We start from the raw sequence: 20,559 nt of genomic DNA, 5'->3' as shown, positions 1-20,559 counted from the left end.
TGGCGTCACGACTTACATCAAATCAGGTCAGTGGAAGGATCGGACGAGGCTGCCGACCAGCAGGTTCCAGCCGTCGATCAGCACGAAGAACAGGATCTTGAACGGCAGCGAGATGGATGTCGGCGGCAGCATCATCATGCCCATCGCCATGACGATGGTCGAGACGATGAGATCGATCACCAGGAACGGCAGTACGACGAGGAAGCCGATTTCGAAGCCGCGGCGGATCTCGGAAATCATGAAGGCCGGGATAAGAACACGGTAGTCGATCTTGCTGTCGACGACGACCGTCTGGCCGCGCTCCTGGGCGAGATCGACGAACAGCTTGATGTCCTTCTCACGCGTATTGGCGGACATGAAGGTTCTAAACGGTTCGGCAATGCGCTGCACGGCCTCCGTCTCGTTAATCTGGTTTGCCAGAAGCGGCGCGCCGCCATCCTTCCATGCCTGGTCGAAAGTCGGTGCCATGACATAGAAAGTCATGAACAGCGCCAGGCTTAGCAGGATCATGTTGGACGGGGTGGTGGAGAGGCCCATGCCGGAGCGCAGGATCGAAAATGCGATAATGAAGCGCGGGAAGCTGGTGACCATCACCAGGATGCCCGGAGCCACCGACAGGATGGTCAGAAGGCCGAATGTCCTGATGATCCAGGCCGCCGCCGAGCCGCTGACAGGCGCGTTGAACAGGTCTGTCGGAAGCTGTTGCGCCGCCGCCAACTCGGGCACCGCCATGATGGCGATGAAAAGGCATAGAAATCGAATCATTCGATGACGAAGGTTCTGAACATCACCTTCGATACGCGCCCTTCCGAGCGCAGGTCAACACGTTCCTGAATGTCGTCCCTAAGATATTGAAAGCCGCGCGGACCCTCGATCTGCTGGAGGGAAACCGTGCGGATATAGGCGAGGATATCCTGGTGGATATCTTCGGCCATCTTGACGTCCGTCGGCCCCTTGAACATCAGCGCGACCTCGAGCCGAACCCAGTTTTCCGACGGGTAGGCAAGGTTGGACGTGATGGGGTCCAGCTGGAGGATACCGTTGGCCTCGGGGACAACGGTTGGCAACGCGCCGTCCTCACCCTTCTTGCCGCCGGCCTCGGGCTTGGCCTCGGCTGCCTGGGCCTTTTCAGCTGTAAGTATCTTCGGAGCGACCATATTGCCGATGGCCCAGCCGCCGCCGGCGCCGACCAGGGTCAGCACCAGCACGCCGCCGATCAACGGGATCAGGGTACTCTTCTTTTTCTTGCCGTCTTCGTCGTCTGCCATGACGGTCCGCCTTTCATTGTATCTCGTCTACAGCCGCTACAATGGCGACAGAAGGTCGACAGCCTGCTGGCCGCGCGGCGGCTGCTGGATTTCCGTCAGGCGACCGCGACCGCCGTAAGAGATGCGGGCTTCGGCGATCTTCTCGTATGAGATGGTATTCTCAGCGGTGACATCCTGCGGCCGGACGATACCGGCGACGTTGAGAATGCGGATTTCCTGGTTCATGCGAACTTCCTGCGAGCCGCTGATGACGAGGTTGCCATTCTCCAGGATGCCGGTGACGACGGCGGCCACCAGCAGTGTGACCTGCTCGGAGCGCTGCATCTTGCCCTTGGCATCGGTTGAGGTGTCAGAGCCGTATGTCCCGGCGCCCGACGTCTTCGGGTTCCAGCCCAGAATATTGGCGTTGACGTCGTAGTTCATGCCGCTCTTGTTGGTCCGGTCGCGATTGGTCTCGTTATCCCAGTTGGCCTTGTCGTTGATCGATATGTTGACCGTCATGATGTCGCCGACATTCAACGCGCGGGCGTCCTTGAACAGCGCCGCCTGCGAATCGCTCCACAGCGAATAGCCCTGTGCCACCTGATGCGGCCGCTTCGGATAGAGAGACATCTGCGGCGTCTGGGCATATTGCAGCCCGCTGCCGATCGGGCTCATGGCCGGCGCCCGACCGATTTCCTTGATCGCCTGCGACTGGCAACCGCCGAGGAACACCATTGCAGCCAATGTGACGGGGAGCGACTTGTTCATTGTGTGTCCTTGGCCTTCGACGTGTTCGGATCAGACGCGCTGGACATGATGTTGGTCACGGTCGCCGCCTTCTGCGGGTCCATTTCGCTGAGGATGAGGCTTGCCTGGCTTGGTTTCAGCTTCATGATGATCGCAGAAGCGATGGTGATCTTCACGTCGTTGAGGCTGGCGGCGGCGGCATCCGGCTTCATGTTCTTGTAGATCTGGACCAGGCCGTCATCAGCCTTGGCAAGGAAATCGTTGCGGCGCTTCAGCCAGTCCTCGTACTCAGCCTTGCGCTGGTCCATGATGGCAATGCGGACGTCGACATCGGCCTGAAGTTTTTCAAGCGCCTGCTTCTGCAGCAGGTAGCGCTGGTCGCGAGCCGGCTCCGCGATATTGGTGCAGAACTGGCGGATCTCATCCTGGCTGCTCGATGGATCGACCGCCGGCTTTGCCGTATCCTCGGCAAACGCACCGGGGATGATCAGCAGCGCCGCACCGACCGCCGCCAGGGCGACAGTCTTGCAGTTCGCCCGAAGATGCACGAGGACGTCTCTACCCATCATTGAAGAACGAGCTCCGCTTGCAGTGCGCCAGCCGATTTTATGCCCTGGAGAATGGCGATGATGCCATCGGGCTTGACGCCGATATTGTTGAGACCGGACACCAGGGTCTTCAGGTCGGGCCCCTGCAGGACTGCGACGCGGCCGCCGGACTTGGTCGCCGAGATGTCGGTCTGGTCCTGGACGGCCGTCTCGCCGTTGCTGAATGGCTGCGGCTGGATGATCTGCGGGTTCTCGCTGACCTGAACGGTCAGCGTTCCATAGCTCACGGCAACCGGCGAGACCCGGACGTCGGCGCCGATGATGATCGTTCCGGTGCGCTCGTTGATGACGACCTTGGCCGGCGTATCGGTCTGGACTTCGAGATTTTCGAGATCGGCCATCAATCGGGTAAGATCGGCCGTCTTCGGCTTGGCGATCGCCACTTCCTGCGAATCCTTGGCTTCGGCAATCGGCGCGCCGAAACGGGACGAGGCGTAGGCATTGACCGTGTCGGCGATGCGGATCGAGGTCGAGAAATCGGGGTTGCGCAGCTGCAGGACGAGATTGACCGAGTCCTTGAAGCGCGACGGCAGCTCGCGCTCGACGATGGCGCCTCCGGGCACGCGACCGGCAGTCGTGACGCCCTCGGTCACCGTTGCTGCCGCGCCCTGGGCCTGAAAGCCCGAAACGATGACGGAGCCTTGCGCGACGGCATAGATCTGGCCGTCGGCACCGCTGAGCGATGTCATGATCAGCGTACCACCGCGCAGCGAGCTTGCGTCGCCAAGCGAGCTGACCGTCACGTCGATGCGGCTGCCGGGGCTGGCGAATGGCGGAAGGTTCGAGGTGACCATGACAGCGGCGGTGTTCTTCGCGCTGGACTGGCCGCCTTGCGTCGAGATACCGAGATTCTGGAGCATGGCGCGCATCGATTGCTCGGTGAACGGCGACGAGCGCAGGCCGTCGCCGGTGCCCTGCAGGCCGACGATCAGGCCGTAGCCGATCAGCTGGTTGTCGCGGCCGGCCTGCAGCGAGGCAATGTCCTTGATGCGCGAACTCATCGCTGCCGCCGGACCGGGTGCGGTCAGGCTCGGCAGCATCAGCAGGATGGCCAGGAAAAGACGCAGGCTTCTCATTTTGCTACCACACGGATCGTACCGTTCTCGAGGACCGTGCCGTTGACGATGATGCCGGAATCGATGTTGCGGGCGCGGACCTTGTCACCGATAGAACCGTCGTCGAGGGGCGTTCCGGCAGCCGAAATCATCATATCGCCCATGCTCATCACCAGCCGGACGTTGGAACCGCGCGTCACGGCAAAGGGCTGGCGAAGCGCAGAGATCGCGATCGTACGTCCGGAGAGCAATGTCCGCTTCGACACCCGACCGACGACCTCGTCGATCGAGCGGGCGAAGTCGCCGGTGAGGTTCGGATTGGTGATCTGCACCTCTTCCAGCTGACCGCTGCTGATAACGTCTCCGGGATAGATGGCTTCCGTCGGAACGACCGCCTTGCCCATTCCCAGATCTTCCGCACTGGCGCTGGGGGCCAGCACGAACCCGCAGGCCAGGCCGACGACGGCGAGCCACGCGACTGCAACGCTTTTTGCCTGGCGAACGATCATGTCCGGCTCTCTCTTTGCTACTTGAGGTTTTTGCTGACCACCGAGGCCATGTCGTCGGCCGTGGTGATAACCTTGGAATTCATTTCATAAGCGCGCTGGGCCGTAATCAGCTCGGTGATTTCCTTCACCGGGTCGACGTTCGACGATTCCAGGTAGCCCTGCTTGATCGCGCCGAAGCCATCGAGATTGGGATTGGAAACGACGGGATCGCCAGAGGCCGGGGTCTGGGTGAACAGATTGCTGCCCATGGGCTGCAGGCCTGCCTCGTTGACGAAATTGGCGAGCTGCATTTGCCCAAGGATCGTCGGCGTGGCCGACGTGCCGATGGTGGCGGAAATTTCGCCGGAGGTGCTGATCGTGATCTTGCTGGCGTTGCTTGGAACGGTGATCCCAGGCTGCAGGACATTGCCGTCTACGGTGACGATCTGGCCGGTGTCGCTCTTGTTGAAGGAGCCGGCGCGGGTGTAGGCCGTCGTGCCGTCAGGCATCTGGATCTGGAACCAGCCACGACCGACAACCGCGACGTCGAGATCGTTCTCGGTCTGCGACAGCTCGCCCTGGATATGAATGTTGCGGACGGCGGACGTCTGCACGCCGAGACCGATATTGGCGCCCTCGGGTACGGCTGCCTGGTTGGGGCGGTTGGAGATGCCCTTGGCCCGTTCCGTCTGGTAGAGAAGGTCCGAAAACTCGGCGCGGGAGCGCTTGTAAGCCGTCGTGTTGATGTTCGCGATATTGTTCGCGATGACCTCGAGATTGGTCTGCTGGGCATCCATGCCCGTAGCCGCAATGGCAAGCGCTCTCATGTCTTCGTCCGATCCCGTTAAATCTGCATTTTCGTGATGTCTAGGAAGGCCGAAACAAGCTTGTCACGGACTGCGACGGTCGTTTGCAGGGTCTGGTTGGCCTGCATGACGGCATCGACCACCTCGCGAGTGCCCATGGTGCCCTTGATACCGGCGAAGGAAGCCGCTTCAGCTCCCTTCAGGGTGCTGACCGTATCCTTGGCCATGTTGCTCATGACAGAAGCAAAGCTCATGCCGGTGTCGGCGCCAGGCGTTGCACCCGGGGTGGTCACGCCAGTCGACAGGCCGGGCATCAAGCCTGTTGTCAGCGACGAGGACGCATCTTCCGAAACGCTGCCGAGGCCGCGCGTCATCGAAGAAAGTGAGGTGAGACTTTTGATAGCGTCAATCATGATCAGGACTTCAACAAATCGATGGTGGAATTGATTAGATCGCGCGATTGCTTGATCGTCTGGAGATTGGCCTCGTAGGAGCGATTGGCTTCGCGCATATCGGCCATTTCAACGAGAACGTTGACATTCGGCATCTTGACGTAGCCCCTCTGGTCCGCAGCTGGATTGCCGGGGTCGTATTCCTCGACGAACTTGCCCTGGTCCTGACCGACTTTCTTGACGCCGACCGTGGTCAGGTTGTTGGTATGGTCGAGTTCGGCGCCAAAGGTTACCGTCTTGCGGCGGTAGGGGTTGGCGCCCGGCGTGTCGCCCGTCGAACGGGCGTTTGCGATATTTTCCGAAACGATGCGCAGGCGGGTCGATTGAGCTTCGAGACCTGAGCCTGCCACCTTCATGGCAGCAGTTAATGGATCCATTTTTTATTTCCCCACGACCATCATCATCATGCGATTGAAGGAACTGACGAGGGCGGTGTTCAAACCGTACTGCCGCTGAATTTCACCGGTCTTGGTCAGTTCGGATTCCAGGCCAACGGTGTTGCCCGATTCCTGGACACCGATTTCCTGGTTTAGAGAGGCTTCCTCGACACCGATTTTGTCGGTGCTGCCCATTTCGGTGCCTGAAAGATGCGCCGGGTTCGTGCGCGCCATGCCAACCGTCTGGTTGTTGAGCACGGCTTCGAACGGCGTGACGTCCTTGGCATGGAATTTGGGGGTGTTGGCGTTGGCGATGTTGCCTGCAACCACCTGCTGACGCACCGACAACCATTCTGCTTGGCGCGATGCTAGGTCAAAAAGCTGGATCGGTTGCATGGGGATCATCTCCATTCGTATGCCTAGACACTAGGCCGGTAATCTTGCGTGGGACTTGCGGCAAACGCGTTTGATTGCGTAACTTCGAATATGCGCGGCCGTCGCCGATACGCCTCTCCGCCCAGCACCGCGCGGGCGATGCTGCCGTCCTTCCGTCGGGAGGTTTTTCCATGAAACGAAGCGCCCAAAAGGCGCGCCGTCAGTTGGCGTCGTAGACAGCGCCGGTCGAGGTGATCATCACCCACTTGCCCTTGCGCTGCTCGAGGCGCGAAAGGCGGCTGTTGTCGGGAAGGACAGACCCGATCCTCACGACATACATGCCGGCTGCATCCTGGATGAGCGCACGCCCGTTGGAAACGTGCAGCAGGCGAAAATCGGACACGCCCGGAAACGGCTGGTTTTCGGCATCGGCGCCTTTGACGTCGGCGGGAGCGGCGGTGCCGGTCGTCGCCGTGGTCAATCGATCGGTATCGACCAGGGGCTTGCTGTCCGTCTCGTTGCTGTTGGCCAATCCCATCGGAGAGACGCTGAAGACGTTGCGCTGCTCCCAGCTGCTCGGCAAAGCACGGGTGCGTTCGCCCTCAGCCACCTGCATGCCGAACTTGTCGGGGTTCAGGAATACATACCAGGGGAAGAAAGCCGACAGTGCGGCCAGCGCCAGACCAGCACCCTTCAGCGCCGTATCGCCACGCAAGACACGCTTGCGCTTCTGCTCCGTCAACGGCTTTGCGCCGGCGTCTGTATCGATTGCTTTCACGTCAGCCTCTGGGTCTTGCGTTGGCCGGGGCGGCAGCACCATTCTTCAACGCCGTTGCAAGGTCGGTGAAGGCATCGATCGAGGGGCGATCGTTCGGCAACTGCTTAAGAACGTCGTAGATGAGCGGGACCTGCTTGATCGCCATGTCGACGTCCGCGTCACTGCCGGCCCGGTAACCGCCGATGAGACGGAGATCTCGAGTTTCCTCGAAGCGGTGGACGAGAGACTTCAGCCGCGACACCAGCTTCTCCTGGTCCGGCGTCCATGCCTTTCGGGCAAGACGCGAGACTGACGACAGCGGATCGATCGGCGGATAGCGTCCCTCTTCGGCTAGGCTGCGCTGCAGGACGATATGGCCATCGAGAATGCCGCGGGTGGAATCGGCGATCGGGTCGTTGTGATTGTCGCCGTCGACCAGGATCGAGATGATCGCGGTGATCGTCCCGGTACCTTCCGGGCCGGGACCGGCGCGCTCGAGCAGGCGCGGCAGTTCGGTAAACACAGAGGCCGGATAGCCACGGGCAATCGGCGGCTCGCCGGACGCCGTCGCGACTTCGCGGATGGCGTGGGCAAAGCGCGTGACGCTGTCGACGATCAGAAGCACATTGTCGCCGGCATCGCGAAAATGTTCGGCGATGGTGATGGCTGCGAGCGGCGCCATCTTGCGCAGCATAGGGCTTTCATCGCTGGTGGCGACGACTGCGACCGACTTGCTCATATGCGGACCGAGCGTGTCTTCGATGAACTCGCGGACTTCGCGGCCACGCTCGCCGACCAGCGCGATGACGACCTTGTCGAAAGCCTCGGCGCGCGCCAGCATCGACAGCAGCGTCGATTTGCCGACGCCAGAGCCGGCAAAAATGCCGAGGCGCTGGCCGAGGCACAGCGGCGTAAAGATATCGATGGCGCGGACGCCGGTCTTGAACCCGGTCTCAACGCGCTGACGGGTCATCGACGGCGGGGCGAGGTTTGAGATCGAGCGGGGCGTGGAGCCTTGCGTCAGGGGACCCAGCCCATCGATAGGCTCGCCCAGCGAATTGATCGTGCGCCCACACCAGTCGCTGGATGGGCTGATACGGAAGGCACCCTTCTGGATGACCTTGTCGTGAATGCCGATCGGCTCGCCCGGCTCGATCGGGCAGACGAAGATCAGGTCCTGCTCGACCCGCACGACTTCGCCGAGGTGGACGCCCGTCGGAGACAGATGGCCGACGAATTCGCCAAGCCGGACGTGCCGCGAGAGGCCGGAGACGGTGTAGTGGCCAGCGGCAATGGTCCTGACATGGCCGCCATGGGCAACGGCGTTCTCCGGCGTGCCGTAGTAGCGGGCAAGCTCGGCGAGTTGCCCAAGCTTCTGCGAAATCGGTATTTCCGGGAGCACAGGGGCCGCCGGCGTCTCATCCGGATCTTCGAGGCCTAGCGGATCCAAGATCGTGTCTTCGAGTTGATCCATCTACCGACCCCTTAAGATGACTTGCTGCCGAGGGTCTTGATTGCCTCGTCGAGCGAGCTTTCGCTCGAGCCCGTCAGCGTCGATATGTTGTCGAAGGCGCGGCTGACTTCGATCAGCTGCGTCATCTCGCGCATGCCATTGACGTTGGAATTTTCGAGATATCCTTGAGCAACGCCGACCTTGGAACTGTCGACGACCGCCTGCGGTGTCTGCGAGGCAATGATGCCGCTGTTGGAATATCGCACGAAGCCCTTGCTGAGGTCGGCGGTGTAGAGACCGATCGTGCCCATCTGCTTGTTGTTCTGGAAGATCTCGCCGTTGGCCGTGACATTAGGCTCTCCGCCCTGCGGATTGAGCTGGATCTGCCCGCCATTGGGATCGAGGACAGGGAAGCCCCGCTCCGATACAAGGGCTCCAGTCGATGTCATCGAAAACCGTCCGTCGCGTGTCAGAACTGTGCCGGCGGGAGTATTGATGCCGAACCAGGCATCGCCCTTGACCGCGAAGTCGAACAGGCTGCCGGTATTCTGCAGTTCGCCGGACTCGGTTGAAAGATAATCGTTGCCTTGCGTCACGAAGGCGACCTTGGAGCCGAGCTTGTTGTCGGTGTTGCTGAGCACCTGGTTGAACTTGACCTCCGTGCCGCGAAAGCCAGTGGTGTTCACATTGGCCATGTTATCGGCGATCGTCGTCAGCCGCCGCTCGAGGGCCATCTGCGAGGATAGAGACACATAGATACCAGACTGCATGGCAACGCCCTCCGGACATTGGAGAATAACGGAAATGGAAGCCGCCGGTGACGTGCATGTCCATTCGTTAGATGGGCATGGATGCCCTTGCCCTGCCTTATCTCAGCACTTCCTTGTGCGAAGCTGACACTATGGAAGACTTGGCAAAAACGGCGTGGGAAACAGCCTCACGCAAGATAGGCAACCTACTCCAGACATCAGAAACAACGTCAGGTATGGACCGTCGATGAACATCATAATCGGATTCGTTGTGACCTTTGGTTGCATCATCGGTGGCTTTATGGCCATGGGTGGCCATCTCGGTGCGCTTATGCAGCCATTCGAGTTCCTGGTGATCGGGGGTGCCGGCTTCGGCGGCTTCATCATGGCCAACACCATGAAAGTCATCAAGGATTCCGGGAAGGCACTGGGCGAGGCGTTCAAGCATTCGGTGCCAAAGGAACGCAACTACCTCGACGTGCTCGGCGTCCTCTATGCCCTGATGCGCGACCTGCGCACCAAGTCGCGCAACGAGATCGAAGCACACATCGACAATCCGGACGAATCCTCGATCTTCCAGACGGCTCCGACGATCCTGAAGAACAAGGAACTGACGGCCTTCATCTGCGACTATGTCCGCCTGATCATCATCGGCAATGCCCGCTCACACGAGATCGAGGCGCTGATGGACGAGGAAATCAACACCATCCTGCATGACAAGATGAAGCCATTCTACGCGATCACGACGATGGGCGACGCCTTCCCGGCTATCGGTATCGTCGCGGCCGTTCTCGGCGTCATCAAGGCCATGAGCCATATCAACGATCCGCCGGAAGTGCTGGGCGAGTTGATCGGCTCGGCACTGGTCGGCACCTTCCTCGGCATCCTGCTGTCCTATTCGGTGTGCGCGCCGCTGGTTTCGCAGATCAAGATCGTCCGCAGCAAGCAGCATCGCCTCTATGTCATCGTCAAGCAAACGCTGCTCGCCTACATGAACGGCTCCGTACCGCAGGTTGCCTTGGAATACGGCCGCAAGACAATTTCGGCTTATGAGCGTCCCTCGATCGATGCCGTCGAGCAGGAAATGATGAATCCGGGCGGCGAGAACAAGGCAGCTTGATGATGGATGATACACCGCGTACGCCGATGAGTCCGACCCTTCTCGCCAAGCTGACCGGCGGCCTGGGCGATCACCAACGGGTCGAGAAACTTTGTGCCTCGATCGGTCAGGTCTACAGCGAATTCCTGCCTGACCTTATCAAGAGCGAGATCGGCATCGACGTCGTCGTCTCCTATGCCGGCAGCAAGACCGGCGCCATGGACGAGCTGATCGAAGGGCTCGGCGCGAACGTCGCCGTCGTCCACGGCTCGTTGCGCAACTGGTCGCCGAACTTCGTGCTCGGCTGCGGCGCCGGATTTATCCTGACGCTGATGGAGCGGATGCTGGGCGCGATGCCCGAGACCATCACAACGCCGAAGCTGCGGCCGCTCTCGCTAATGGAGCTCGACCTTGCCGTCATGGTGTTCGACAAGATCGCCAGCGTGCTGCGCTCCGCCGTCAACGCACCGGGCGGTTTCGAGCCCTACCTCGAGCCAGCGCAGAATATCGAAGACGGCAAGCCGCCGGCGGAAGGCCAGCCGGACGAGTATGCGGCAGCCATCAAGATGTCGATCAAGCTGGGCGCCGCCACATCGCATTTCATGCTGGTGGTGCCGCAGAAGGTCCTCTTGAAAACCGTCGTCACGCCACCGAAGGCGAAGAACCAGACGGTGAAGTCGGAAGCTTGGACCCAACAGATCACGGAGCAGGTTCACCGTTCCCATGTGACGATCGACGCCCGCATCCGGCTGCAATCGCTGACGCTGGAGACAATCTCCAAGCTTGCCGTCGGCGACGTCATTCCGTTCATGGACAGCAGCGATGTGAACGTCGAGGTCAGCGCCAACGGCAAGGACATCTACATCTGCGAATTCGGCAAGTCCGGCGAAAACTACACGGTGCGTGTCAAGGACACCGTCAACTCCGATAGCGAATTGCTCAAGCACCTCATGAATTGATCGGTTTCCAAAGCCCGGGGCTGCCAACGGCAGCTTGAGGCAAGTTTCAAATGGAATAGTAAAGTTATGGCACCCAGGAAAACAAAAACTGTTGGCGAAGACGCTCTCGACCTGCCCGGCAACGAGGACGAGTTGAACGATGCGATCGACGGTTTGCGCGGCGTCCTGAAAAAGGATGCCGGCGACCTTTCAGACTTCGGCGGCGATTTCGGCGCTGAGGACGACGACGCTGCAGCCTCGCCGATGAGCCTTTCCAGTTTTGGCGATTTCGGCGATGATAGCGCATCGACAGATTCGGATCTTAGCGACCTCGGAGATTTCGGCGGTTCGTCGTTCGAGACACAGCAGGCGCCAGGCAGCGCGCTGACGTCGAACATGGACCTGATCATGGACATCCCGATCGATGTCCAGATCGTGCTTGGCAGCAGCCGCATGCAGGTCTCCGGCCTGATGAATTTGACGGAAGGGGCGATCATCGCCCTCGACAAGAAAATCGGCGAGCCGGTCGAGATCACGGTCAACGGTCGGCGGATTGCTCGTGGCGAAATCACCGTGCTGGAAAATGACGATACGCGCTTCGGGATCAAGCTAATTGAAGTCTTGGGCACGAAGAAAGCCTAATACCCCCCAAGTCTGGGACGGAGAAGACCATGATGGACTTTGACGATTTCGGCGGCGCTGTAGCCGAGAAACCGTTATCTCAGGCTGAAAAAGCCGCGGCCGTCCTTCTTGCCATGGGCAAGGAGGTCGCGGGACGTTTGTTGAAATATTTTACCCAGCACGAATTGCAGCTGATCATTTCGTCCGCCCAGTCGCTGCGCCCCATTCCCCCGGACGAACTGGCAATCCTCGTTGCCGAATTCGAAGACCTGTTCACCGAAGGTGCCGGTCTGATGGATAACGCCAAGGCTATCGAGAGCATTCTCGAGGAGGGCCTGACGCCAGACGAGGTCGACAGCCTGCTCGGCCGTCGCACAGCCTTCCAGGCCTTCGAAACGTCGATCTGGGACCGCCTCGGCGAAGGCGAACCGGCTTTTGTCGGCAGCTTCCTCCTGAAAGAGCATCCGCAGACCATCGCCTACATCCTGTCGATGATGCCATCGTCGTTCGGTGCCAAGGTGTTGATGCAGATCCCGGACGCCCAGCGCGCCGACATCATGAACCGGACGGTCAACCTCAAGGACGTCAGTCCGAAGGCGGCACAGATCATCGAAAACCGCGTCGTGGCGCTGTTGGCGGAGATCGAGATGGAACGCAACGCAGGCGGCTCGGCCAAGGTTGCGGAACTGATGAACGAAATGGAGAAGCCGCAGGTCGATACGCTGCTGAGCTCGCTCGAAACGTTGAGCCAGGCTTCCGTCGACAAGGTCCGTCCGAAGATCTTCCTGTTCGACGACCTGATGCTTATGCCGCAGCGCGGCCGCGTCCTGCTGCTCAACGACATCTCCGCCGACATCCTGACGATGGCCTTGCGCGGGTCTTCCGGCGAGATGCGCGAGACGGTGCTTGCCTCGATCAGCCCGCGCCAGCGTCGCATGATCGAATCGGATCTTGCCGCCGGTACGAACGGTATCAACCCACGCGAGATCGCCATCGCCCGCCGCGCAATTGCCCAGGAAGCGATCCGGCTGGCCAATTCCGGCCAGATCCAGCTCAAGGAACCCGTCGTTGCCGACACCGAGGCCGCTTAACCGCAGCTGTTGACAAGGCCGTTACGGCACATAGCCCGAGTTGAACCCGGCGACCGGGAGGTCTAGACTCTCACAAAGATCAGGCTGCGCATGATGCGCGGCCTTTCGGTTTGAAAAGGGCAGCGGATTTGGCCGACGAGGACAAAGACAGCAAGACCGAGAATCCGACCGAGAAAAAACTTCGGGAAGCGACAGACAAGGGCAATATCCCGATGTCACGGGAGGCAACGCTGTTTGCCTCCATGCTTGCCACCTTCATCTACATGATCTTCTTCCTGCCGGATCGGATGGCCCGGATGGGCCAGGTGCTTCGCGACCTGTTCGAAAATCCGGACCAATGGAGCCTGGAAACCGGCTCTGACGTGATGTCGCTGTTCGTCAAGATCGGCTGGGAAGTTGGCAACCTGCTGTTACCGGCGGTCGTGCTGTTCTTCCTGTTCGGCATCAGTTCCTCGGTCGCCCAGCACCTGCCCTCACCCGTGCTCGATCGCATCCGGCCGCAGATATCGCGCATTTCGCCGGTTGCCGGCTGGAAGCGCATCTTCAGCGTCCCCGGACTGGTGGAATTCGGCAAATCGATGATGAAGATCGTCGTTGTCGGGATCATCATGTTTTTCGTGCTGCGCAGCGAGTTCTTCAGCTCGATCGATTCGATGTTTTCCGATCCGCAGACGATTTTCGTCCGGCTTGCGAGCATCATCAAGAAAATCCTTGTGGTCGTGCTGCTGGCGACCGCGATCGTCGGTATCATCGATTTGTTCTGGACGCGCTACCATTGGTACGACCAGCTGCGCATGACGAAGCAGGACGTCAAGGACGAATTCAAGCAGTCGCAGGGCGACCCTATCGTCAAGGCACGCCAGAGATCGATCGCCCGCGACAGGGCTCGCCGGCGGATGATGAAGAACGTTTCGCGCGCAACACTTGTCATCGCCAACCCGACCCACTTTGCCGTGGCGCTACGTTACGTCAGGTCGGAAAACGATGCGCCGGTCGTCGTGGCAAAAGGCCAGGACCTGATTGCACTCAAAATCAGGGAAATTGCCGAGGAAAACAACATCCCGGTGTTCGAGGATCCGCCACTTGCGCGCTCCATGTTTGCGCAAGTCTCGGTCGATAGTGTCATCCCGTCAGTATTTTTTAAGGCCGTCGCAGAACTGATTCATCGTATCTATGCGGCGAAATCAAATAATAAGCGGGTACCATAACGAATGAAAAGATGCCCCTACTCCGAAAAACGCGAACAGATCCTTGCCGAGGCCATTAGCCCTGTGGCAAGCGAACTGAGACTGCTTGACGCAGCGGACCTGATTTCCCTGCTGCGTTTTGAATCCTATGGCAACCTTGCCGACCTGGTTGCCTCTGCCGCAGAACTCTACTTCCTTCCGGGCACGGTCAATTTTGGCCTAGGGGGCGACTATGCCCTCGAATGGGGCGGCCCGGCGGAAGTCAGCATCGACCTCGAGATCAAACCGGTCGGCATAACCGTCTACGCCAAGCTGGCGTTGACCGAACACCATGCCGGCGTGGAGATCAACCACATCGCCTTCGACAATCCGTCGAGCGATCCGGACGAAAATACGGCTATGCTCGCCCAGAGCCTCAGCCAGGCACGTTACACCATACCGACATCCCCGGCGATGGACGCCTGAAGCGTCTGAACTGCCGAAATCCCATTACGAAACCAGGGCGACGCATGACCGTCGCCCTGGTTTTTTGTCCGACGTGTTCAGCCCCGCATCCCTGCAGCATTACACGGCATGGCGGCCAACATTGCCACGGAGTAATGCTGGCTGCGATTTGAATTACTTTTCTGTAATTCCGACCCCTAATCCCGCTTTATCGGCGAAAATGTGGTCATATCCGCGATATTCTGATTATTTATGTTTAACATGACACCCGTTTCGAGCGGGCTATTACTTGGCGTCGAAGTTCAGGCGAACCCATCTGCTGCATGGCAGACCTGCCTGAGCCTTTCATGCAATCGACCGCTAACGCGAGACAGGCGGCCCGGCATCGTGTTCACACGCTCGCAAGGGACCAATATCATGTCGTCAATTCTTCAGAGACACCGGACCGCAGCCCTCGTTGGCGCTGCTTTCATCCTGGGGGCGGCCTCGCTGCCGCTGGTTTTCAATAGCACGGCCGCCAATGCCGCAGGCCAATCCGGCGCTGTCGGCGGGATCATCGCCGCCAACGGCTCGTTTGCGCCGATCGTCAGCGCCGACAAGCCTGCGGTCGTCACCATCACCACGACGATGAAAGCCGACAATGTCAGCGACGACAGCGACAGTTCGCCGATGGACCAGCAGTTCCGCCAGTTCTTCGGCGGTCAGGGCATGCCGATGCCGCAACAGGCGCCGCAGGGCCGCCAGGGTCACAGCCAGGCCCTCGGTTCCGGCTTCATCATCAGCTCGGATGGCGTGATCGTCACCAACAACCACGTGATCGACAAGGCCATCGACATCAAGGTGACCCTCGATGACGGGACGGAGCTCCCGGCTAAGCTGCTCGGCGCCGATCCGAAGTCCGACCTCGCCGTCATCAAGATCCAGTCTCCCAAGCCCCTTGCCACCATCGCATGGGGCGATTCCGACAAGCTGAAGCTCGGCGACCAGATTCTCGCCATCGGCAATCCCTTCGGCATCGGCACGACGGTCACCGCCGGCATCGTTTCCGCCCGTGGCCGCGACCTGCACAGCGGCCCCTACGACGATTTCATCCAGATCGATGCGCCGATCAACCACGGTAATTCCGGCGGTCCGCTGGTAGATAGCGACGGCCAGGTGGTGGGCATCAACACGGCGATCTACTCGCCCAACGGCGGCAGCGTCGGCGTCGGCTTCGCCATTCCGTCCGACGAGGCAAAGACCATCGTCGCCAAGCTCGAGAAGAGCGGCTCGATCGACCATGGCTATCTCGGCGTCGAGATCCAGCCGGTGACGCAGGATATCGCCGAAGCCGTTGGCTTGACCCAGCCGCAGGGTGCCCTGGTGGCGCAGGTAAGCGACGGGACGCCGGCCGCAAATGCCGGCGTCAAGAGCGGCGACATCATCACCGGGCTCGGCGGCAGGTCCGTGAAAATGCCGAAGGACCTGTCGCGCTTCGTGGCCGACCTGTCGCCGGGTACGAAGGAGAGCCTGACAGTGTGGCGCGACGGTAAGTCCGTTGACCTGCCGGTAACGGTTGGCGGCAACGACAAAGGCGACGAGCAGGCTTCCGTCGAGAGCGGCGACGCGCAGCAGGGTCACAAGCCTGCGCTGGGCATCGGGCTTGCGGAACTGACGCCGGAAGTTCGCCAGTCGCTCAATCTTCCCGATAGCGTCACAGGCGTCGTGGTGGAAAGCGTCAATCCCGACAAGGCTGCAGCGTCCGCCGGCATCCAGCCAGGCGATGTGATCGTCTCGGTCAACCAGAAGCCGGCCCGCAACGCCCATGACGTTCAGGCTGAGGTGGCGCAGGCCAGCAAGGCCGGTCGCAAGTCAGTTCTGCTGATGATCGAACGGGACGGCACAAAGACCTTCGTGGCCGTGCCTTTCGCCGCTGCCTGATACTGTCCAGAGCTCAAGCTTCACCCGGCACACGCCGGGTGAAGCGCGTTTCGGCCTGCAGTGAAGGAATGGATGACGGTGATGTCAGCTGATATAGCCAAGCCGGATGGACTTCGCGATTGCCTGGATGCGATTGACGCTATCGAGCTTGATCGTCGCCGAGCCGAGATAGGCGTTGACCGTATGCACGGAAAGGCCAAGCTTGTCCGCTATTTCTTCGCTGATCCGGCCGTCTCCGGCCAGTTGCAGGCAGGCGATTTCCCGCTCGCTCAACGATTCCACCGCAGAGTTGCGCCGTTCGTCCAGCGATAGCAGATCCATCATGATCTGGCAGCTTCGACCATGCAAATCGACGATGACGTCGCTGCTGACGTCGATAAAATTGGCGGTGAACAGGACGATTCCGTTACCCACGGTTCCCAGCCGGACCGGAAACACAATGCCGGCATAGGGCAGCATCTTGGATTTCAGCCGCAATGTGAACGAGGCAAAATCGATGGCTTCGGCCGTGCTCTCGTCGTCAACGCCGTTCCACATGAGCGGCAGCAGCGATTTTTCGAGATGCTCCAGCATGTCATCGCCGTAAGCGTCGAGAATGGCCTTCGTGACCAGGGGATTGGCCGGACCGAAGTTTTCCAGCTCGCAGACCAGACGCAGCCTGTTGGGAAGGCCAGAACCGGCGACGCGGTAAATTGCGAAATTCTGGGCGTCGATCAGTTTCTGCATCGCGACTAGGCGCGGGAAAAGGTCGGAACGGCTGGAGATACGGTGAACCCGCGTCATCTTCAGTTCGCGCGATACGGTCGTTCTGTCCGGCGCGTATTTCATCGTGACCCCTCAGACCAGATTGTTTCTGACCGCAAACGCGATCGCTTCGGACCGGGTCTTGGTTGCGGTCTTGCGCATGACGCTGGTTATGTAATTGTTGATCGTGTTGCGTGAGATGCCGAGAATCATGGCGATTTCGTCGCTGGTCTTGCCCTCGGCGATCCAGAACAGGCATTCCAGCTCCCGGTCCGTCAATTCGAAGCTGCGCTCGCCCTTGCCCTCGACGCAATGCCCGAAGCTCGCGAAATAGGCCGTCAGCAACCCGACTTCGCGAAGACGTTCGGGCGACAGGATGAAACCGTCACGATAGAGCAGCATCAGCGACAGCCGGGTGCGGCCGACATTGAGTGTCAGCGAGCAGTACTGGCGGCTCGATCCCTCCGGCAAGGTCACGTCGTCGGGCAAAACCGAAAAGCTTGGCTGGAACAGCAACATGCACTTCTCGATCTCGGTGGTCCGCACATAGGCGCCGACGAGATGGGATGCCAGCCGCCGGACGAGATCGAACGGCCAGTCGGACGACATGACGAAATCGAGGCCGCTCTCCTGGAGCAGGTCGCAGCGGGCGAGCATATAGTGGGAGGCGCCGATATAATCGGTCAGGGCGCGCAGGCCCGAATGGATGTAGGGGGAGCCTGCGACGTCCATCAGACGCAGGATAAGCTGGTCACGGGTCATGCTCTTGGCGGGAAGCGTTGGGAGAATAACATCCCCTTCGCTGCGGCTCGCCTGAAGTATATTCATGTCCATTTGCATTTCCTGCCATGTTAAACGTTTAACGTGGGCGCTAGGACGTCCTGCCTGGACTAAATCTGACCTTGAGTGTTTTAACTCTCTGTCCCCGAATCACTATGAACAAACGTACACCCTGGAGCAGCAGACCTCCAAGTTCTAAGGATTTCGGAGACATCTATTCTCTGTATTTGAATATACGATCAAAATCGGCCCCCTGATCCATTCCCCGGTTCAACGTTAAAACGATTCTGCAAAACCATCAATGGCCGGCTTTCGGGAAGAACAAAGGCGTCGGACCGATCACGAAAAAAGGCCGGGAATGAACCCGGCCCTTGTGTCAGGCGGCGACGTCGACTGCCCATTTTCGGAGGATTTTCGCAGCGCGTTCTTCGCTCATTTCCACCATGCGCGACAGGCGACGTTCCGGGCCTTCCTTGACGCGGCGATTGAAGTTGCCGTCGTCGTCGCCCATCGTCAGCAGGTCGTCGGTGCTGTCGAAGCCGAAGTCGGAGCCGAAGCCGTCCATCAGGGCGCCACCGGCGCCGGCACCGCCCGGAGCAAAGTCCGGCAGCTCCAGGCCTGCTGCATCCGGCAGGGCGCTATCGGCTTCTGTACCGGCCAGGCGTCCACCGGCTACCGAGCGGATCAAAGGACGGAAGCCCATCATAATGATCAGGAAGGCGACGACGACGAAGGCGAGCGAGTTGATGATGCCAGCCATGTTGCGGCTCAGCATGTCCATGATGCCGGGGCTAGAGGCCGTGTCGTCGAGCAACTGGGTGTCGAGGAAATCCATGGCGTTGACGGTAATGATATCGCCGCGCTTGGGGTCGAGGCCGGCAGCCGTCGCGACGATCTTCTGCATGTCGGCGATATAGGCGTCGATCTTCGCCTGGTCGGCGGGTTCACCAACCATCTTGGCGATGCGACCCTTGTTAACGACGACGGCGACCGAAAGCTTCTCGAGCTTGTAGCTGTTACGGACGGTGGCCGTGGTCGTGCTGTTGATCTCGTAGTTGGTCTGCTCGTCCTTCTTGTCGGTCTGGTCACTGTTTTGCGGGCTGGCGCCACCCGATGCGGGCGCCGCCTGGGGGATGTTCTGTTCGACCGTCGCAGCCGTGTCAGACTGCTGCTGCTGTGATTTCTGGTTTTCTTTGGTGGTGCGGACCGAGCGCTCGACCTTGGATTCCGGATCGTAGACCGTCGACTGGATCTGCTGCGTGTCCGTATTCAGCTGCGCCGTGACGCTGGAGCGGAAATTGTCCATGCCGAGGAACGGAGCAAGCGCCTTGTCGATGTTCTTCTCGACCTCGCTCTGGACGTTCTGGACAATGCCGAGGTTACGGTTGAGGGCATTGTTGCCCGGATCGTCGCCGGAGGCGAGCAGCTGGCCGGTGGAATCCAGGATCGTAACGTCGTCGACTTCGAGGCCGGGCACGGCCGAGGCGACGAGATGGCGAATGGACTGGGCAGACTTGCGGCCAGCTTCGGAGCCGGCGCGGATCATGACGGAGGCTGTGGGCTTTTGCCCGGCTTTGCGAAAGTTGCCGACATCGGGCATAACGATGTGAACGCGGGCGGCGCTGATGCCGTTGATCGAGGTGATGGTGCGACCGATCTCACCTTCGAGAGCGCGAACGCGAGTGACTTCCTGCATGAAGGAGGTCAGGCCGAGAGAGCCGACATTGTCAAACAGTTCGTAGCCGGCATTGGTGCTGTTGGGGAGGCCTTTTTCGGCGAGCAGCAGACGCGCCTTGCCTGTGGTGCCTGCAGGGACCGTGACGCTGGTCCCGTCGGTGCCGACCTGGAATGCGATATTGGCTTCTGCAAGCGCGATGCTGATCTGGTTGAGGTCCGGCTTGTCCAGGCCGACGTAAAGTGTCTCCTGGGCGGGCTTATTGACGTAAAGGGCTGCGCCCAGAACCACGGCAATGGAAAGCACTGCGACGCCGCCTAACGCCATAAGGCGGTTTCGGCCTAGATTCTGAACATTCTTCAATATCTGAAGTAGTTGATTTAACAGATTCATTCTGTTCTCGCACGCTTCGTCAAAGACCAAACTGGCTTTGTGCCCTGCAGCGAAGATAGGCAGCGAAGCTTGCGCGAGCGTTTCTTCCAACGCGGTCGGGGGTCGCGTGGGCTCGGAGTAAGCCGCGGAAGACCGCGTCTTGCGTTTCGATTTGCGTGGCGACTAGAAGAAGTCGAAGTCGCCGGCAGCCTTACTTAGCGGCTGCGAATGGCCGTGACGAACGCCGCCGCCGAGGGCCCTTTGCATTTCGGAGAGCTTCACCAGGCTCAGTGCGGTCGCGACGTCGACGATCCACGCTTCCGGAATTTCAGCCGTAAAGGTATCGATGAACTCGGCGATGCCGCGGGTTTTCTGCACGGCGAGATCGATGCCCTGCATGACCTTCATGGAATCCGGCGACTGCGCGTCGATGCCTTTCAGTTCCAGCAGTTGCGGCTCGATGCGCTCGATCAGGTAGGCGACGTCATGCAACTCAGAAACTATCCGCATGAGGATGGCGGGCAGCGCCTCCTCGACAGTCGAAGCCTCCGTAGACGAGATAGCGTTCATG

At 60.1% G+C, this 20,559-nt stretch carries 24 protein-coding genes; 7 read left to right on the top strand and 17 right to left on the bottom strand.

Translation table 11 applies throughout. The annotated features are described in order from the left end of the window. Positions 1-27: 27 nt before the first annotated feature. From fliP to flgF, 13 genes are all read right to left on the bottom strand, one after another. The gene (gene fliP / locus EQW76_RS08765) at positions 28-765 is read right to left on the bottom strand and encodes a flagellar type III secretion system pore protein FliP (protein WP_142824011.1); all 738 of its coding nucleotides are present in this window, start codon (positions 763-765) and stop codon (positions 28-30) included. Next, on the bottom strand, positions 762-1,268 hold the full coding sequence (locus tag EQW76_RS08760) for a flagellar basal body-associated FliL family protein (RefSeq protein ID WP_142824010.1): 507 nt from the start codon (positions 1,266-1,268) through the stop codon (positions 762-764). Before EQW76_RS08760 ends, fliP begins: the two co-directional genes overlap by 4 nt. Before the next feature lie 36 nt (positions 1,269-1,304). Beyond that, positions 1,305-2,018 (bottom strand): flagellar basal body L-ring protein FlgH, encoded by a 714-nt coding sequence (flgH, locus tag EQW76_RS08755; protein ID WP_142824009.1) that lies wholly within the window; start codon positions 2,016-2,018, stop codon positions 1,305-1,307. Continuing rightward, a complete protein-coding gene (locus EQW76_RS08750) occupies positions 2,015-2,566 on the bottom strand; it encodes a MotE family protein (RefSeq protein WP_202617127.1) in 552 nt (183 codons plus the stop codon). Before EQW76_RS08750 ends, flgH begins: the two co-directional genes overlap by 4 nt. Beyond that, the gene (locus tag EQW76_RS08745) at positions 2,563-3,681 is read right to left on the bottom strand and encodes a flagellar basal body P-ring protein FlgI (protein WP_111216822.1); all 1,119 of its coding nucleotides are present in this window, start codon (positions 3,679-3,681) and stop codon (positions 2,563-2,565) included. Before EQW76_RS08745 ends, EQW76_RS08750 begins: the two co-directional genes overlap by 4 nt. Continuing rightward, entirely contained in the window at positions 3,678-4,169 is a 492-nt protein-coding gene (flgA, locus tag EQW76_RS08740; RefSeq protein ID WP_142824008.1) for a flagellar basal body P-ring formation chaperone FlgA, read from the bottom strand. The genes EQW76_RS08745 and flgA overlap by 4 nt, the downstream gene beginning before the upstream one ends. A gap of 17 nt (positions 4,170-4,186) precedes the next feature. Further along, complete coding sequence (flgG, locus tag EQW76_RS08735; protein ID WP_111216819.1) at positions 4,187-4,975, bottom strand: flagellar basal-body rod protein FlgG; 789 nt, start codon at positions 4,973-4,975, stop codon at positions 4,187-4,189. A gap of 17 nt (positions 4,976-4,992) precedes the next feature. Further along, entirely contained in the window at positions 4,993-5,367 is a 375-nt protein-coding gene (locus EQW76_RS08730; protein WP_142824007.1) for a flagellar hook-basal body complex protein FliE, read from the bottom strand. A gap of 2 nt (positions 5,368-5,369) precedes the next feature. Beyond that, complete coding sequence (gene flgC, locus EQW76_RS08725) at positions 5,370-5,783, bottom strand: flagellar basal body rod protein FlgC (RefSeq protein WP_142824006.1); 414 nt, start codon at positions 5,781-5,783, stop codon at positions 5,370-5,372. Between the two features lie 3 nt (positions 5,784-5,786). After that, positions 5,787-6,179, bottom strand: coding sequence for a flagellar basal body rod protein FlgB (flgB, locus tag EQW76_RS08720; protein ID WP_142824005.1), 393 nt, complete (start codon positions 6,177-6,179; stop codon positions 5,787-5,789). Positions 6,180-6,378: 199 nt separating this feature from the next. Beyond that, positions 6,379-6,936 carry a flagellar protein gene (locus EQW76_RS08715; RefSeq protein WP_142824004.1) on the bottom strand — a complete coding sequence of 186 codons (558 nt, stop codon included), beginning with the start codon at positions 6,934-6,936 and terminating at the stop codon, positions 6,379-6,381. A 1-nt stretch (position 6,937) separates the two neighbouring features. After that, positions 6,938-8,389 carry a flagellar protein export ATPase FliI gene (fliI, locus tag EQW76_RS08710; RefSeq protein WP_142824003.1) on the bottom strand — a complete coding sequence of 484 codons (1,452 nt, stop codon included), beginning with the start codon at positions 8,387-8,389 and terminating at the stop codon, positions 6,938-6,940. 11 nt (positions 8,390-8,400) lie between these two features. Next, a complete protein-coding gene (flgF, locus tag EQW76_RS08705; protein ID WP_142824002.1) occupies positions 8,401-9,138 on the bottom strand; it encodes a flagellar basal-body rod protein FlgF in 738 nt (245 codons plus the stop codon). Between the two features lie 226 nt (positions 9,139-9,364). Between flgF and motA the strand changes: the two genes are divergently transcribed. From motA to EQW76_RS08670, 7 genes are all read left to right on the top strand, one after another. Continuing rightward, positions 9,365-10,237 carry a flagellar motor stator protein MotA gene (motA, locus tag EQW76_RS08700; protein WP_142824001.1) on the top strand — a complete coding sequence of 291 codons (873 nt, stop codon included), beginning with the start codon at positions 9,365-9,367 and terminating at the stop codon, positions 10,235-10,237. Positions 10,238-10,239: 2 nt separating this feature from the next. Next, positions 10,240-11,175 (top strand): FliM/FliN family flagellar motor switch protein, encoded by a 936-nt coding sequence (locus tag EQW76_RS08695; RefSeq protein ID WP_142824449.1) that lies wholly within the window; start codon positions 10,240-10,242, stop codon positions 11,173-11,175. A 66-nt stretch (positions 11,176-11,241) separates the two neighbouring features. After that, positions 11,242-11,796 carry a flagellar motor switch protein FliN gene (gene fliN, locus EQW76_RS08690; protein ID WP_142824000.1) on the top strand — a complete coding sequence of 185 codons (555 nt, stop codon included), beginning with the start codon at positions 11,242-11,244 and terminating at the stop codon, positions 11,794-11,796. Positions 11,797-11,825: 29 nt separating this feature from the next. Next, a complete protein-coding gene (fliG, locus tag EQW76_RS08685; RefSeq protein ID WP_111216802.1) occupies positions 11,826-12,866 on the top strand; it encodes a flagellar motor switch protein FliG in 1,041 nt (346 codons plus the stop codon). Between the two features lie 128 nt (positions 12,867-12,994). Continuing rightward, entirely contained in the window at positions 12,995-14,074 is a 1,080-nt protein-coding gene (gene flhB, locus EQW76_RS08680; protein ID WP_142823999.1) for a flagellar biosynthesis protein FlhB, read from the top strand. A gap of 3 nt (positions 14,075-14,077) precedes the next feature. Next, positions 14,078-14,518: a hypothetical protein gene (locus EQW76_RS08675; protein WP_142823998.1), complete on the top strand. Its 441-nt coding sequence runs from the start codon at positions 14,078-14,080 to the stop codon at positions 14,516-14,518. Positions 14,519-14,914: 396 nt separating this feature from the next. Continuing rightward, positions 14,915-16,417: a DegQ family serine endoprotease gene (locus EQW76_RS08670; RefSeq protein WP_142823997.1), complete on the top strand. Its 1,503-nt coding sequence runs from the start codon at positions 14,915-14,917 to the stop codon at positions 16,415-16,417. Between the two features lie 84 nt (positions 16,418-16,501). On the opposite strand, the gene EQW76_RS08665 is transcribed toward EQW76_RS08670, so the two are convergent. From EQW76_RS08665 to EQW76_RS08650, 4 genes are all read right to left on the bottom strand, one after another. Further along, positions 16,502-17,245: a helix-turn-helix transcriptional regulator gene (locus EQW76_RS08665; protein WP_142823996.1), complete on the bottom strand. Its 744-nt coding sequence runs from the start codon at positions 17,243-17,245 to the stop codon at positions 16,502-16,504. Between the two features lie 9 nt (positions 17,246-17,254). Then, complete coding sequence (locus tag EQW76_RS08660; protein WP_142823995.1) at positions 17,255-17,995, bottom strand: helix-turn-helix transcriptional regulator; 741 nt, start codon at positions 17,993-17,995, stop codon at positions 17,255-17,257. 322 nt (positions 17,996-18,317) lie between these two features. Next, positions 18,318-20,009 carry a flagellar basal-body MS-ring/collar protein FliF gene (fliF, locus tag EQW76_RS08655; RefSeq protein ID WP_142823994.1) on the bottom strand — a complete coding sequence of 564 codons (1,692 nt, stop codon included), beginning with the start codon at positions 20,007-20,009 and terminating at the stop codon, positions 18,318-18,320. 162 nt (positions 20,010-20,171) lie between these two features. Continuing rightward, the gene (locus tag EQW76_RS08650) at positions 20,172-20,558 is read right to left on the bottom strand and encodes a hypothetical protein (protein WP_142823993.1); all 387 of its coding nucleotides are present in this window, start codon (positions 20,556-20,558) and stop codon (positions 20,172-20,174) included. Position 20,559 lies beyond the last annotated feature (1 nt).

Origin of the sequence: Rhizobium sp. rho-13.1 (assembly GCF_007000305.1) — a bacterium.
In the GTDB taxonomy this organism is placed as follows: domain Bacteria; phylum Pseudomonadota; class Alphaproteobacteria; order Rhizobiales; family Rhizobiaceae; genus Rhizobium; species Rhizobium rhododendri.
The sequence above is the reverse complement of the archived record's forward strand: the minus strand, read 5'-3'. Positions and strand labels throughout refer to the sequence as shown.

Excerpts from the sequence above, each read along its gene's own strand:
- fliP (WP_142824011.1), bottom strand. The coding sequence starts at position 765 with ATGATTCGATTTCTATGCCTTTTCATCGCCATCATGGCGGTGCCCGAG.
- EQW76_RS08760 (WP_142824010.1), bottom strand. The coding sequence starts at position 1,268 with ATGGCAGACGACGAAGACGGCAAGAAAAAGAAGAGTACCCTGATCCCG.
- flgH (WP_142824009.1), bottom strand. The coding sequence starts at position 2,018 with ATGAACAAGTCGCTCCCCGTCACATTGGCTGCAATGGTGTTCCTCGGC.
- EQW76_RS08750 (WP_202617127.1), bottom strand. The coding sequence starts at position 2,566 with ATGATGGGTAGAGACGTCCTCGTGCATCTTCGGGCGAACTGCAAGACT.
- EQW76_RS08745 (WP_111216822.1), bottom strand. The coding sequence starts at position 3,681 with ATGAGAAGCCTGCGTCTTTTCCTGGCCATCCTGCTGATGCTGCCGAGC.
- flgA (WP_142824008.1), bottom strand. The coding sequence starts at position 4,169 with ATGATCGTTCGCCAGGCAAAAAGCGTTGCAGTCGCGTGGCTCGCCGTC.
- flgG (WP_111216819.1), bottom strand. The coding sequence starts at position 4,975 with ATGAGAGCGCTTGCCATTGCGGCTACGGGCATGGATGCCCAGCAGACC.
- EQW76_RS08730 (WP_142824007.1), bottom strand. The coding sequence starts at position 5,367 with ATGATTGACGCTATCAAAAGTCTCACCTCACTTTCTTCGATGACGCGC.
- flgC (WP_142824006.1), bottom strand. The coding sequence starts at position 5,783 with ATGGATCCATTAACTGCTGCCATGAAGGTGGCAGGCTCAGGTCTCGAA.
- flgB (WP_142824005.1), bottom strand. The coding sequence starts at position 6,179 with ATGCAACCGATCCAGCTTTTTGACCTAGCATCGCGCCAAGCAGAATGG.
- fliI (WP_142824003.1), bottom strand. The coding sequence starts at position 8,389 with ATGGATCAACTCGAAGACACGATCTTGGATCCGCTAGGCCTCGAAGAT.
- flgF (WP_142824002.1), bottom strand. The coding sequence starts at position 9,138 with ATGCAGTCTGGTATCTATGTGTCTCTATCCTCGCAGATGGCCCTCGAG.
- motA (WP_142824001.1), top strand. The coding sequence starts at position 9,365 with ATGAACATCATAATCGGATTCGTTGTGACCTTTGGTTGCATCATCGGT.
- EQW76_RS08695 (WP_142824449.1), top strand. The coding sequence starts at position 10,240 with ATGGATGATACACCGCGTACGCCGATGAGTCCGACCCTTCTCGCCAAG.
- fliN (WP_142824000.1), top strand. The coding sequence starts at position 11,242 with ATGGCACCCAGGAAAACAAAAACTGTTGGCGAAGACGCTCTCGACCTG.
- fliG (WP_111216802.1), top strand. The coding sequence starts at position 11,826 with ATGATGGACTTTGACGATTTCGGCGGCGCTGTAGCCGAGAAACCGTTA.
- EQW76_RS08675 (WP_142823998.1), top strand. The coding sequence starts at position 14,078 with ATGAAAAGATGCCCCTACTCCGAAAAACGCGAACAGATCCTTGCCGAG.
- EQW76_RS08670 (WP_142823997.1), top strand. The coding sequence starts at position 14,915 with ATGTCGTCAATTCTTCAGAGACACCGGACCGCAGCCCTCGTTGGCGCT.
- EQW76_RS08665 (WP_142823996.1), bottom strand. The coding sequence starts at position 17,245 with ATGAAATACGCGCCGGACAGAACGACCGTATCGCGCGAACTGAAGATG.
- EQW76_RS08660 (WP_142823995.1), bottom strand. The coding sequence starts at position 17,995 with ATGGACATGAATATACTTCAGGCGAGCCGCAGCGAAGGGGATGTTATT.
- fliF (WP_142823994.1), bottom strand. The coding sequence starts at position 20,009 with ATGAATCTGTTAAATCAACTACTTCAGATATTGAAGAATGTTCAGAAT.
- EQW76_RS08650 (WP_142823993.1), bottom strand. The coding sequence starts at position 20,558 with ATGAACGCTATCTCGTCTACGGAGGCTTCGACTGTCGAGGAGGCGCTG.